General features: G+C 68.5%; 13 protein-coding genes and 4 pseudogenes. 9 read left to right on the top strand and 8 right to left on the bottom strand.

Going from position 1 to position 12,685, the window contains the following annotated elements; translation table 11 throughout:
* Positions 1–18: 18 nt before the first annotated feature.
* Positions 19–254 (bottom strand): annotated as a pseudogene (locus tag OHA03_RS34250) (HU family DNA-binding protein); the annotation flags it as partial.
* A 757-nt stretch (positions 255–1,011) separates the two neighbouring features.
* Between OHA03_RS34250 and OHA03_RS34245 the strand changes: the two are divergent.
* Together OHA03_RS34245 and OHA03_RS34240 are read left to right on the top strand one after the other, a co-directional pair.
* Positions 1,012–1,791, top strand: a complete 780-nt coding sequence (locus tag OHA03_RS34245) for a hypothetical protein (RefSeq protein WP_267007548.1) — start codon at positions 1,012–1,014, stop codon at positions 1,789–1,791.
* A gap of 12 nt (positions 1,792–1,803) precedes the next feature.
* Positions 1,804–2,049, top strand: a pseudogene (locus OHA03_RS34240) (transposase); the annotation flags it as partial.
* 101 nt (positions 2,050–2,150) lie between these two features.
* Here the strand turns inward: OHA03_RS34240 and OHA03_RS34235 are convergent.
* Both OHA03_RS34235 and OHA03_RS34230 read right to left on the bottom strand, forming a co-directional pair.
* Entirely contained in the window at positions 2,151–2,798 is a 648-nt protein-coding gene (locus OHA03_RS34235; protein ID WP_267007547.1) for an SDR family NAD(P)-dependent oxidoreductase, read from the bottom strand.
* Between the two features lie 85 nt (positions 2,799–2,883).
* Entirely contained in the window at positions 2,884–3,027 is a 144-nt protein-coding gene (locus OHA03_RS34230; RefSeq protein ID WP_267008290.1) for a hypothetical protein, read from the bottom strand.
* Here OHA03_RS34230 and OHA03_RS34225 point away from each other — a divergent pair.
* Positions 3,014–3,109: pseudogene (locus OHA03_RS34225) on the top strand (GNAT family N-acetyltransferase); the annotation flags it as partial. The gene OHA03_RS34230 and the pseudogene OHA03_RS34225 sit on opposite strands and share 14 nt — an antisense overlap.
* 56 nt (positions 3,110–3,165) lie before the next feature.
* Here OHA03_RS34225 and OHA03_RS34220 read toward each other — a convergent pair.
* Both OHA03_RS34220 and OHA03_RS34215 read right to left on the bottom strand, forming a co-directional pair.
* Positions 3,166–4,509 carry an amidase gene (locus OHA03_RS34220; RefSeq protein ID WP_267007546.1) on the bottom strand — a complete coding sequence of 448 codons (1,344 nt, stop codon included), beginning with the start codon at positions 4,507–4,509 and terminating at the stop codon, positions 3,166–3,168.
* Between the two features lie 236 nt (positions 4,510–4,745).
* Positions 4,746–5,121, bottom strand: a pseudogene (locus OHA03_RS34215) (substrate-binding domain-containing protein); the annotation flags it as partial.
* 24 nt (positions 5,122–5,145) lie between these two features.
* On the opposite strand from OHA03_RS34215, the gene OHA03_RS34210 reads away from it, so the two are divergent.
* Both OHA03_RS34210 and OHA03_RS34205 read left to right on the top strand, forming a co-directional pair.
* Positions 5,146–5,532: a hypothetical protein gene (locus OHA03_RS34210; protein WP_267007545.1), complete on the top strand. Its 387-nt coding sequence runs from the start codon at positions 5,146–5,148 to the stop codon at positions 5,530–5,532.
* A 25-nt stretch (positions 5,533–5,557) separates the two neighbouring features.
* Positions 5,558–6,424 (top strand): class I SAM-dependent methyltransferase, encoded by an 867-nt coding sequence (locus OHA03_RS34205; protein WP_267007544.1) that lies wholly within the window; start codon positions 5,558–5,560, stop codon positions 6,422–6,424.
* A 451-nt stretch (positions 6,425–6,875) separates the two neighbouring features.
* On the opposite strand, the gene OHA03_RS34200 is transcribed toward OHA03_RS34205, so the two are convergent.
* Entirely contained in the window at positions 6,876–7,586 is a 711-nt protein-coding gene (locus OHA03_RS34200) for a hypothetical protein (RefSeq protein ID WP_267007543.1), read from the bottom strand.
* Positions 7,587–7,770: 184 nt separating this feature from the next.
* Here OHA03_RS34200 and OHA03_RS34195 point away from each other — a divergent pair, with 184 nt between their 5' ends.
* Complete coding sequence (locus OHA03_RS34195) at positions 7,771–8,619, top strand: IS5 family transposase (RefSeq protein WP_267007542.1); 849 nt, start codon at positions 7,771–7,773, stop codon at positions 8,617–8,619.
* A complete protein-coding gene (locus tag OHA03_RS34190; RefSeq protein ID WP_267007541.1) occupies positions 8,616–9,020 on the top strand; it encodes a hypothetical protein in 405 nt (134 codons plus the stop codon). Before OHA03_RS34195 ends, OHA03_RS34190 begins: the two co-directional genes overlap by 4 nt.
* Before the next feature lie 100 nt (positions 9,021–9,120).
* Here OHA03_RS34190 and OHA03_RS34185 read toward each other — a convergent pair whose 3' ends face one another.
* Entirely contained in the window at positions 9,121–9,543 is a 423-nt protein-coding gene (locus OHA03_RS34185; RefSeq protein WP_267007540.1) for a hypothetical protein, read from the bottom strand.
* A 246-nt stretch (positions 9,544–9,789) separates the two neighbouring features.
* Here OHA03_RS34185 and OHA03_RS34180 point away from each other — a divergent pair, with 246 nt between their 5' ends.
* Both OHA03_RS34180 and OHA03_RS34175 read left to right on the top strand, forming a co-directional pair.
* On the top strand, positions 9,790–10,698 hold the full coding sequence (locus OHA03_RS34180; protein WP_267007539.1) for an aminoglycoside phosphotransferase family protein: 909 nt from the start codon (positions 9,790–9,792) through the stop codon (positions 10,696–10,698).
* A gap of 108 nt (positions 10,699–10,806) precedes the next feature.
* Positions 10,807–10,938, top strand: a complete 132-nt coding sequence (locus OHA03_RS34175) for a hypothetical protein (RefSeq protein ID WP_267007538.1) — start codon at positions 10,807–10,809, stop codon at positions 10,936–10,938.
* 880 nt (positions 10,939–11,818) lie between these two features.
* On the opposite strand, the gene OHA03_RS34170 is transcribed toward OHA03_RS34175, so the two are convergent.
* Entirely contained in the window at positions 11,819–12,661 is an 843-nt protein-coding gene (locus OHA03_RS34170) for a LysR family transcriptional regulator (RefSeq protein ID WP_267007537.1), read from the bottom strand.
* Positions 12,662–12,685 lie beyond the last annotated feature (24 nt).

The following is a 12,685-nucleotide window of genomic DNA, read 5'->3' as shown; positions in this document are numbered from 1 at the left end:
AAATAGATCTAGGGCGTCGCCGGATTTCAATCGGCACTCTTCTTGGCGGGCGCGCGCTCGCCGGTCTGCGGCTTGCATGCGTTACGAGCGGTCCGGTCAAGCCTTTCGAAGCTGCCGATTCCGGCGACCGACACCCGTTCGCCCGCGACAACTGCGCGGACCATGGCGTCGAGGACCGCATCGACCGCGTGGGCGGCCTGCTGCTGCCCACCGAGCTTGTCAGCAATCGCTTCGACGAGCTGAGCCTTGTTCATGTCCATCCCGGTAGGTGGAGGTGGGGAATAGTCCGACGATAGCCACGGCCTCAGCTTCCCGACGGAGGCCTGACCGGGAGCTCCTGCAGTTCGCCCTGTCAGCCCATGCCATTGACCTGCCCATGACCGCCGGGTAGGGAAGAAGGGCGCTGTCTGCGCTGCGGGCCGCCTGGCGCCACCGGGTCCTCCCTCATGAGCAAGCGACGGGGTCCTCCGGGGTGGTGCCGTGGCCACAGTGCGGCCAGTCAGGCTGAGCTGCGGACGGGGCGGGGCTCGGCTTCAGCTGTCCGGCGTCGGCCTGCTCGCGTAAGTACTGCCACAACTTCGCGCGCAGCACCACGGCCCCGCCCACAGGTTGACCAGGCTGTCCTTCGGCTGCTTCAGCTTCCCGGCCCACGTCTGCGCGTGCTCCACACGAGTAGCTCCTCCGAGGCAGGGAAGCGCTCGTACGCCGGATCCCCGCCCAACTCGTGCAGCTCCCGCGGGCGGTTGACGATTCGACTGGTCTTGATCTCCCCGAGGCGGATCGGCGGGCGTTTCGATCGGGGGTGTCCCGGCGTCCTTCGCGGTCTTCCTCATCACGCTCGAAGTCTTCGCCGCCAGCCTGTTCCCAATCTGGGAACCGGCCGTGACCACCCGTATCGACGACTGGCGAACACTGCCGCTCCGCACGCTCCACTGAGTACGTCTACTCATGCCGCCCCGCACCGCGCCAGGGACCATGGGCTGTGTCGGCGTACTGACGGAAGGCGGGGGCATGGGCAGATTTCTGGGGGCGGTGGTGGCCGTCGGGGCGGGGGCCGCAGCGCTGGTCTTCGCATACGTGGTGGGGACACCGCCCGCAGTGGTATTCGCCGTCGGGGCGGGCGTGCTGAGCCTTCTGTGGCTGCTGCTCCTGCTCACGCTGCCCTGGAACCTGTACTTCCGCGCGCATGCGGTGCTCGCCGAGATCGCGGTAAGCCGTGAGAAGGGCATGGAGGTCTCCCCGGCCCGGGATGCCGAGGCCGCGCGCATCGCCCGTACGATGCTCCGGGCGGCGGTCGCGGGTCACGTCCTGACGGCGGCCGTTGTCTTGGCGGTCACCTGGGCGACGGGCGAGTTCACGGGTTACTGGTTCGCCGCATTCTTCCTGCTGAGCACCTTCTTCCGTCCGGCCAGCGCTTACTTCGGCCAGCTCCGGCGGCGCCTGGGCACCCTCCTGAGGGACGTCACGTATCCGCGGGACGACGTCGTTGAGCTGCATGCCCGGCTGAACCGCGCCGCGGCCGGGACGCGGGTCCTGGAGGAGAAGGCGGAGGAACAGTACCGAGCCCTCGCCGAACTGCGCCGCACCGTGGACGCGCTGGCCATGAGCACGTACGAGCGGACCGAGGAGGCGAACCGCAGGATCTCCGCGCTGGGCAGGGAGTTCGAGTCCACGGTGAACCGCCTCACCGACAACCAGGAAATCATCGCGGGCGTGAAGGCGTTCCTGCGCCTGCTGCGCTCCACCGACGAGCCGACGGCACCCCGGCCTTCGGGTGACCGGGCCTCATAGTTCGCCTTCCGCAGGGGCTGCACCTACGGCACGGTCCTGGTCGACGTCGAGGCCGGCCGGGTCGTGGACGTGCTGCCCGACCGCGCCTCGCAGACATTCGCGGCCTGGCTCAAGGATCATCCCGGTGCGGAGATCATCTGCCCCGACCGTGCCACCGCCTACACCAAGTCGATCAAGGAAGCCACCCCCAGCTCCCTCGAAGTCGCCGACAGATGGCACCTGCTGCAGAACCTGTCTGCCGCAGTGGAGAAGACCTGACACCAGCAACCCGCGACTGTGTCCTGTCGCACTGAAGCTGTCGGATTCTCATTGCGCCGCGCGATGAGCGGCGGCGTTTGCCCCGTACGTGGGGTTTGATCTCATTTTCCTGGTCCGGTTCTCGCGGTACCTGTCACGGTCGTTTTCGGCAGGTACGCGGAGCCGGGGGTGGCGATGGATCTGGGGCTGGTCGATGTCGAGTGGGCTGACGCTGAAGGCGGTGGGCTGCGGAAGTCCGTGCTGGAGGCGGTGTCCCGGGTTCGGTTCGAGTCGGTGCTCCCGGTGCCGTACGCGCCCACATGAGGCCCCACATGCCCGGCGCCCTCCGTGCAGATGTTCACGACGGCCCCGCCGTGCTCGCGCGTCCACCCCCGCCACACGCACTGCACCAGCCGCAGCGGGGCCTCGACGTTGACCGTGAACGCCTCGCGCCAGCGGTCCGGGTCGGCGTCCATGAGAGGGCCATACGGCTGGTTGGTCGCCGCGTTGTTCACCACGACGTCGATGCGCCCGAACTCCCGCAGCGCCAGCTCGGTCAACTCCCGCAGATGAGCGGGGTCGGCCACCGAACCGGCGAGCCCGATACCGCCGACCCGCTCGGCGGCCCGGCCCACCCCCTCGGGATCCCGAGCGGTCACGCACACCCGGGCTCCGGCAGCGGCGAGCGCCTCGGCGACGGCAAGGCCGATCCCGCGCGAGGCTCCGGTGACGATGGCGGCCCTGCCTTCGATCCCGTACGGCGACGTCATCCGCGTACGGTCTCATGACGGGCCGTCAGTCAACAGTCCCCAGCCCTGAACGCCGTCAGGCGATAGCTCTGAGTCGCGAGTGCCGTCAGTCGACGGCCCCGAGTCGCGCATGGTGAGCCGCCACCAGTTCCAGGACCGTGCGCCAGTCCTCCATGACCCCGGCGTCCAGGCCGACGACCTTGCCCGCGTCGTCGGCCTGCCGCAGCGTCACGGCGTCCTCCGGCTTCACGATCCTGGGCACCGTACCGGACGCGTACGACCACGCACGCCACGGACGCGTCGGGCTGCACATCATGTACCGCGCTCTCTAGCCGAGTTCCGCGTGCTCCGACCGAGCACCTCGCACCCCAACAGCGTTCCTCGCGCTTCAGCCGAGCGGCGCCGTCCGCTGCCACGGACGCAGCTTCTCCAGCTCCTCCGCAAGCTCCAGCAGCGCCGCCTCCGACCCCGGGCGTCCCACCAGCTGTACGGCGCAGGGGGCGCCCGAGGGCAGCGTGCCGAACGGCACCGACATCGCGGGCCAGCCGGTGAGGTTCCACGGCGGCGTCAGCGGTGTGTAGTTCGTGTTGGCCAGCACATTGCGCAGCCAGCCCCGCTCGTGCCAGGACCCGGCCTTCGGCGAGCGCCGGGCGAGCGCCGGAGTGAGCAGGACGTCGTGCTCGGCGAAGAAGGGGTCCAGGCGCCGGCGCAGCTGCTCCCGGCCGGTGCCCCCACGGACCCCGTTCACGAAAAGGCGCCCCACGGCCGCGTGGACCCGGGTGCGCCGTGTCAACAGACGTGGGTCGAGATCCTTGGCGTCCACCGCCACGCCCGCCGTCCAGTGCCGGAGCAAGGTGACACCGAGCGACAGCGGATACGGCGGGTCGGCGCGCCGCACCTGGTGACCCACCCCGGCCAGCAGCCCGGCGGCCTCCAGGACCGCGGTTGTATACGGTTTGCCGACGGTCACGCCGACGAGCGGGCTGCGCAGCGAGACGGCGACTTTGCGCGTGACGGTGTCGTCCGGGCGTACGACCTCGGTGTCCGCGAGGACCGAGAACATCAGGCGGGCGTCCTCGACCGTCGTCGCGAGCGGCCCGTTCTCGGACATGCCGAACCAGTCACCGTCGCTGATGCCCGCGGGCACGACCCCGTGCCCCGGCTTGATGGTGACCAGGCCGCAGTTGGCCGCCGGTATCCGCAGGGAGCCCATGCCGTCGTTGCCGAGGGCGATCGGCACCATGCCAGCGGCGACCGCCGCCGCGCTGCCACCCGACGAACCGCCCGCTGTGCGCGAGGCGTCCCAAGGGTTGCGAGTGGTGCCGAGCACGCCCTCCGTCGTGCCGAAGACGCAGAGCTCGGGCACGTTGGTCAGCCCCACGACCACCGCGCCCGCCGCCCGTAGTCGGGCCACGGTGACGTGGTCGTCGGTGGCGGGCGTGTCCGGGGTCGCGGCGGAGCCGACACGGGTGGACTCGCCGCGCACGGCGAGGTTGTCCTTCACGGCCACGGGCACACCCGCGAGGGGGAGTTCGGCCAGGTCGGACCGGGTCGCCACCTCGTCCGCCTCGGCGAGTGCCGCGTCCGCCCGGACCGTACGGAAGGCTCCGACGCGCCCGTCGAGCCGTTCGATGCGCGCGAGATGCTCGGCCACCACCTCCCGGGGAGTGGCGCGCTTCTCGCGTACGGCTGCTGCGATCTCGGTCGCGGTCCGGCCGAGCCAGGTGGTCACGGGCGCTCCTTGTTGTCGTCGGGACGTACGCGTGGTCGTCCTCGTGGTCGTACTCGTCAGGTGTTACGAGGAGCACTCTGCCCTGGGGTGGGGTGTCGCGTCGAGAGCTGTCAGCCTTGAACCTTCAGTCCTCCGACCAATGAACCGACATGCTGACTCCCGCGCGCTGAACCTGCGCGGCTGACCCTCACCCGCTGAACCGGCACGGCTGACGTCCGCCGCCCTCTCCTGCCGGTTCACACCCCGCAGGGCCCCGTACTGTCCCGCTCGATCAACCGGGGCACCGGAACCTGCACCGTCCGCGCCGGACCGCCGTCCAGGAGCGCCGTCAGCTCCTGGGCCGCGGTGCGGCCGAACTCCACCGTGTCGCGGGAGAGCGCCGACAGCCAGGGCGTGACCATGCGGCACAGCGCGGAGTCCTCCCAGGCGACGACCGACACATCGCCCGGCACGGAGAAGCCCAGTTCCGTCGCGGCGGCGACCCCGGCGACGGCCGTCACGTCGCTGTCGTAGACCAGCGCGGTCGGCGGTGTCGCCCTCCAGCACGCGGCGTGTGACGGCCGCGGCCTGAGCGTCCGAGTAGTCGGTGGTCACCGAGCGCACCTCCGTCACCGGCAGACCAGCCGGGCCCTCGACATGGCGCGGAAAGTCGTCGAGGACTGGTCCGCCTCCGGCATGCCGATCGACCTCGGGAAGGAGTGGACCGATCGCCTCGACCGCGTCGAAGCTCTCGCCGTCAGCAAGAAGATCTCGGCTGAGGACCGCAGTCACCTCGCGGCGTTCCCCGAGATCGTGGTGCTGACGCACCTGATCCTCAACCCGCCCACAACCGCCCTCGACCCCAAAGAGCTCTACCTGGCGACGACCGCCGAGCTGAGCCGACGATTCGCGCGGATCTACACCACCCTCGGAACCCAGGACCCCCTCTACCGGCACCTCTGCCAGCCGCCTGCCCCACGGCCTGGATCAATTCCTCAACCCGATCAAGCCGTGGAATCATCGGGCCGCCGGATAGGCACGTGATCTCTGTGAAGGGTGGTAGGTGGATATGGCTGCCGACTGGGAATGGGACGACACATTGTTCTCGGGCACGGCCAGCTACTACCAGCGCGGGAGGCTCCCTTACGCCCCCGGACTGACGAACGTGCTCGCCAAGGTTCTGAAACTCGACGGGCGAGGACGCCTCATCGACGTGGGATGCGGACCGGGCACACTCGCCCTGAGCCTGGCTCACTTGTTCAGCGAGATCGTCGGCGTGGATCCGGACAGTGGGATGATCGCCGAAGCGACGCGCGAAGCCGCTGAGCAAGGAATCACTGGGAAAGCACAGTGGGTCCAGGCCCGGGCCGAGGATCTGCCCGCAGGACTTGGAACGTTCACCGTTGCGACCTTCGGGCAGTCCTTCCACTGGATGGATCGCGTCCTGGTGGCGGCGACCACCAGGGACATGCTCCAGCCCGGAGGGGCGCTGGTGCACATCGCGGACTTGAAAACGGAGTCCCGAACCGTCGACGGTCTTCCACATCCGGCGGTGCCCTATACCGCGATCGAGGAGCTCGTCAGGCACTACCTCGGACCGGTCCGACGAGCCGGCCGGGGCGTGCTGCCGCAGGGAACACCTGGCGGTGAGACCGCCGTGCTCGCCCGGGCGGGTTTCTCCGGTCCGCAGCGCCAAGTCGTTCCCGGCGGACAGCCGCTGGAACGCACAGCTGACGCCGTCGTCGCGGGGGTGTTCTCGATGTCGTTCTCGGCTCCGCACCTGTTCGGCCCGCGCGGTGACGAATTCGAGGCAGACCTTCGTCGACTGCTGCGGGAAGTCTCCCCGTCGGGCTGGTTCTCTGAGCGCCAGCCGAGCACCGAGTTCTTCGTCTGGTGGAATGACCCCGTTGAACCGGGATCCGTGCTGACCGCGTGACCGTTCCGCGGAGGCCAACTCATTTGAGAATGGCGCCGGACCGCATTTTCACACCACCTGGCACCCCTGCAGGCCAGGACCTCTCCTCCTGCCAAGTGGAATGCGACAGGACAGACTGCCTGCGCAAACACGCCGAGCAGGAGACGGAGCCGACCGTGCCGGAACCGGCCCCGATGGAACCGCCGGTTCCGGAACTACCCCGCACTCAGATCATCGAGCGGACGCAGCATCGCTACGAGGACATCCACCGCAGCTCCCGTAGCCGGGCGCGATGTCCCGGGCTCGGTCAGCCATGTCAGGCCAGTGGATGCGCCCCATGCCGGTACGTGAACCCGTCGGCCGTTGTTCTAGGTCAGCGGGTTGGGCAAGCCTCGGGGGCGGTGGGCAAGCCCGGGACGTCGTGGGCAAGCCCTCACACCGATTCGTCGTTACCCAATCCGGACCACCGGAATCAACCTGCCGACAAGGCCATGAGCGCGGTGACCTGGCGATGCACCACGTCCCGGGGCACGACAGGCGAGGCCGCCGTCGCGGTGACGTTCTGCGACGTGAACGTCGCGATCGTCGTGCCTACGCGGATGACGTGCACCTCATTCGGCACGATCGGATCGCCCTTCGCGGAACCCATCTGCACCTCACCACGGAACGCCATCTCCTGGTCGCCTTCCCCGAGTTGGCGCGTCGACCGGATACCGGACCAAGTCACGCCGCCGGTCCCCGCAACGGGGAACTTCCGGCACGTGCGCAGCGCGGTCCGCAGTTCTGCCATGACGCGGGAGGCGTCCTGCCCCTGGTACGCAGCCAGGTTGATGACCAGGCCGTCCTGGTCAAGCATCATGCGGGTCACGCTGCCCGTGGGTGCGTGCTCGCTCGCACCATCGGTGGCGGCGAGCACGGGCACGCAAGCTGCTGGACGGGTGGCGTGGTGCGAGACGGCCTTCAGCGTTCCGTTGCCCACCCCACGCGTGCCGCTGCCGAGCTTCGTGCCGCCGGGCAGGACCAGGTGCTCCAACTCTCGCTGACTAAGGACACGTTCGACCACCCGCGGCTTCGCCGCCGCGTGTTCGGCCGGCTCCTCGCCGCCCCCGCAGGCGCCCACACCGAGCACGATCCCCACGCCCAGCGTGACGGCCCCGCATCGGTTCCCCACAGCTCTGCCCACTGCCCCGCCCCTTGGATCCGGCCCGCTGATCGGGTCAGCGTGATCATAGGGTGGGCGAACGACCCACACCGGCGATCTCTCAGAGGGCGGTTTGTGAGTCATTGATGCGTTCTGCCGTCACCTGATGGTGTGGGTGGGGGCGGAATCTGCTGGTCCGTGGCCGTTGGTCTGCTGGGGTGGCGGGGTGAGTGAACGCAAGCCGTACCCGAGCGACTTGTCGGACGGGCAGTGGTCGTTGATCGAGCCGGTGATCACGGCGTGGAAGGACCGGCACCGTTCGGTCAGCGGTCACCAGGGCGCCTACGCGATGCGGGAGATCGTGAACGCGATTCTCTACCAGGGCCGGACCGGCTGCCAGTGGGCCTACCTCCCGCACGACCTGCCGCCGAAGAGTGCGACGTACTACTACTTCGCCGCGTGGCGCGACGACGGGACCGACCAGGTCATCCATGAACTCCTGCGCTGCCAGGTACGTGAGAGAGCCCGCCGATTAGAGGACCCGACCCTGGTAGTGCTGGACACGCAGAGCATCCACGTCGCCGCCGGGGTCCCCGCCACCACGACCGGGCGGGACCCGGCGAAACGGGTGCCGGGCCGCAAGCGGGCACTGGCGGTGGATGTTCTGGGCCTGGTCATCGCCGTCATCGTGCTCGCCGCCAGCACGCATGACAACGCCGCGGGTATCGCCCTGCTGGACCAGGTCGCCGAACGCACCGGCGGCACTGTCAGCAAGGCGCTCGTCGATCAGGGCTTCAAGAAGCAGGTCGTCGTGCACGGCTCCGGCATGGGTATCGATGTCGAGATTGTTGAACGCAACCTGCAGGACAGGGGGTTCGTCCCGCAGCCGATCCGGTGGAGGGTCGAGCAGACCTACGGGATCCTGATACTGCACCGGCGCCTGGTCCGTGACTACGAACACCACCCGGCCTCCTCCGCCTCCCGCGTCTACTGGGCGATGACCCACACCATGACCCGCCGGCTCACCGGCACGATCACCCCCACCTGGCGCGACCCGCAGGCCGTGACCGCATGAACATCCAGCCCCTGCTCGAAGCACTGGATGTCCAGGAAGACGCAGCCCGGACCCTGACCGACGACCTCCGAACCCAAGCCGAAGAGCTACAGGCCCGACTACGGGAGGCCGAGACCCACCTCGAGCACCTCGCGATCACCCGAAAGACCGTCACCGCCCTCGCCGACCGGATCCCTACCCAAACCGCCTCGCCGGACCTGCCCGAGCACCCGGACTACCCCCGCATCCTCGCCGTCTTCAACGAGGCCACCGGCCCCCTCCGCGCCCGCGACATCTGCGATGCCCTCGACCACGAACTACTGCCGAAGAACATCGAAGGCACCCGCGCCACGCTGAAACGCCTGGTCAAACTGGACATCCTCACCGAGGACGACGCCGGCAGCTTCGCCACGAAGCAGTAACGGACCAAGTACCGCGATCGGCAACGCTGATACTGCCTCACCCGAAAACGACACTCCACGAACAGCCTCATGAAAGGTCGGACAAGGCAGGCGTCGAGCGTTACTGCGCACCGCTTGATGGCGATCGAAAGCGGGCCACGATCTGGTGTGCGTACTGATCCTCCGGGCCGAAGTCCTGGACCGCTAGATAGGCCGTCTGGGCTCGATTTGTCTCGCACAAAAGCCGGACAAAGACGTACAGAGCATCACGGTCACCATCTTTGGCGCGGCTGCGCAGCGCGGCCTCCATCCCCCGCTCGCGAAGCGATCTGTTGAGTCTCCGACGTGCATGGACGTCCGTGCGAGCGAGTTCCATGAGTTCCGGGAGCCGTTCCGAACGGGCGAGCAAATCCATGTGCCACAGATGGTTGTTGTGCATGTAGTGATCGGTGGAGTAGCACTCGGCCTGGGCGCTTACCAACGTGATGGCCGCATCCCAATCCCCGAGTTGTTCCGCTGCCCGGGCCTGCTCGAACCACTCCACAGGACAAGTATCGCGTAGCGCCGCCTCGTACAGCGTGGTGGAAGTGGTCGCCGATGAAGGTCCACCAGGCCCGCGCCCGCCACCCCTCATCAAGTACTCTCAAACCGCCCTCTCAGACCACCGCCGCCATGCCTCCAGTGCAAGCCCGGCTCGATTTTGCGGAGTTCGACGGTTCTCCAGACATTCAGATGTGTCTCGCGTCGTTAATCACTTGCCTGGTACGACCTCACCGGTGAGGATCAGCGGGTGCTTACAGCTGTGTCGGACGGGCGCGCGGGAATCAACGCCGCCCTGGTGAAGCGGTTGATCACCACCCAGTTCCCTCAGTGGAGCCGTCTGCCCGTGGTCCCGGTGGCTGTGGACGGCTGGGACAACCGCACCTACCGCCTCGGTGACGACATGACGGTCCGCCTGCCCACCGCAGCCGGCTACGCCCCTGCGGTCGACAAGGAATGCGACTGGCTGCCTCGCCTGGCCCCCGTGCTGCCGGTGGCTGTCCCCACCGTCCTGGCCAAGGGAGCCCCCGGCGCGGGATACCCCTACCCCTGGTCCGTGCGCGGCTGGCTGCCCGGCGAGACGGCTTCTCCCGAACGCATCGACGACATGACCCAGTTCGCCACCAGTCTCGCCGGATTCATCCTCGCCCTTCAGCGCTGTGACCCCAAGGGCGGCCCTCTCGCCGGGGCGCACAGCGGCTATCGCGGCGCATCACCCGCCCACTACGACGACGAGACGCGTCGCTGCATCACCGCTCTGAGCGGCCGGATCGACACCGTGAGGGCCACCGAGACCTGGCAAGCGGCACTCGAGGCCCAATGGCGTGGAACGCCGGTGTGGTTCCACGGCGACATCGGCGGCAACAACCTGCTTGTCACCGACGGCAAGCTGTCGGCCGTCATCGACTTCGGCACCTCGGGCACCGGCGACCCCGCCTGCGATCTCGTGATCTCCTGGACGATGCTCCGCGAGGAAAGCCGCGAGGCATTCCGGCACACAGTCGACCAGGATGACGGCACCTGGGCCAGAGCCAGGGGCTGGGCGCTGTGGAAGTCCCTGCTGACGTTGACCCAGTGCTCCGATCCCAGGGACGAGCGAGTCGCCATCCATCTCGATGTGATCGACGCGGTGCTGGCCGACCACGAACGCTTCGCGTAACCCGGACCGACGCCGGCGCACTCCCTCACCGCCCAACGCCACCCACCAACAGGTCACTTCGTGTCTCATGAGACACACCGAAGTCCGGAGAACAGCAGACACCGAGTCGTGCTGCGGCGTACCGATGACACGGTGATCCTGTATGCCCGGTCCGGGAGGGTCGTCACGCCGTGCTGGATGGACCTGGCCCTGGCCGGCATGGCGCTGCGGCCGGGCACCGCGCTGGACGCGAGGCGGTGATCCGGCGGGGTGGCCGGCTCGACTTCGGAGCCGCTCAGTCGCGGGCCGCGTCGTCCGTGACCCGGGCCCGCTCGCCGGCCGCCCGGCACCCGGCCTCGTACGCCTGCTGGGACCCCGTGCAGCACCCCGACCCGGGCAACTGCGCTCCCGGCGGGCATCCCGCCCTGCACCGGGTCCGGCCCCAGTTGGGGAGACGGCACGTGCCGCCAGTACCGCGAAGGCAACGAGCACCGGTGCAGTGGCAACGGCAGGTGGGTCGGCTTCGGCCCTGCGCGGCGGAACGCTGCCGTCGCGGAGTCGAGGAGCTTCTCGCAGGCGGGCAGATGACCGGCGTGGAGTGCCTGGCGGTGGCATCGGCTTCGAGGGGACAACACCGCCAGGCACCGATCACCATCGCAGACCACACCCGCTTACTGCGATCGCGTAGCGCCCCTGACTGGGCGTTGGCGTCGACCGCTGCGAGTTATCAACCCCAGATAGGTGAGGCGACCGAGCTGGTAGGTGACCGGGTCGATGATGAAGGAATCCGGCTCAGTGAGGCTTTCTCAACGGTGATCGCTTCCAGCTCCCGTTGAGAACGAGGGCAGCGCAGGCGACATCACCGATCCTGCTGGGGCTGAGAATGACGTGCTGCGCGAGGCGGCAGGCTGACCGCCGGGCGCCGGCGAAATCACCCCTTCATGAGACTGCTCATTTCACGGGATCGAGGCAGAGCGTGAAGTCCCGGCCGGAGCCGCCCTGGGTGAGCCACGTTCCCACCTCGGCTCCAGACCGGCAGAGCTCCGGCACCGCAGGAAAGTTCACGACGCCAGCGCATGGGCGCCTGGCCAATTCCCGTTGCGGGTTGGACGCAAACCGGCGCGTTGGCCAGCCTCGAAACTCAGATCATGCGTCGTAGCGCGGTCTCAACGGCATCGATCAGCGGATCACCTTCGGATCGTGGGTGCCGTGCGAGGCCGAGCTCGACGTCCGGCAGGGTGGGCAGGGCGTCCGCGTCGTGGCAGGCCATGGCCGGTTCAAGGTTCGTGGGCATGAGCGCGGCGACGCCGAGTCCTGCCCGTACCGCGGCGAGCACACCGACCAGGCTGTTGCTTTCGAACGCCACCCGCCAGGGCCGATCGGCACGTTCCAGGGTTTCCAGCACCGCCGTACGCCAGGAGCACATGTTCGAGAACAGCACCACCGGCAGCGGATCGGCAGCCACGTCCACACCCTGGCCGATCGCCCAGACCAGCGGGCGGCGTACCGTCCAGCGCGGCGGTCCGGGAACGGCCGGCACCTCGTTGAGCACGAGTTGGACGCGGCCCGTGTCGTAGGCCTCCTGCATCGCGGCGTTGGACATGCTGAGCACCTCCAGGGTTGCGCCGGGGTGCAGCCGGGCGAGGTCGGCGAGGGCCTGCGGAAGCTGGGACGCAGCGAGGTCTTCGAGCAACCCGACGCCGCAGCGGCCGGTAAGCGTGCGCCCGGTTTCGGTGAGTGCCTGTGCGGAGAGCGAGAGAATGCGTTCGGCATACGGCAGGAGCTCCTCGCCCGCCCGGGTCAGCGAAACACCGGACGGTGATCGGTAAAGCAGCGGACGGCCGATGGCCCTCTCAAGCTTGCGCACCTGCTGGCTGAGCGCGGGCTGGGTATGTCCAAGCGTGATCGCGGCGCGGCTGATGCTGCCCGCTTGCACGATGGTGACGAAGGACCGCAGCAATGCGGTTTCAAGATCCCTGGCCATAACGATTCATTATGTCAGCCCCAT

This window comes from Streptomyces sp. NBC_00154 (genome assembly GCF_026342835.1).
In the GTDB taxonomy this organism is placed as follows: Bacteria; Actinomycetota; Actinomycetes; order Streptomycetales; family Streptomycetaceae; genus Streptomyces.
Note: the sequence above shows the minus strand (reverse complement) of the source record. Positions and strands in the feature narration are given on the sequence as shown.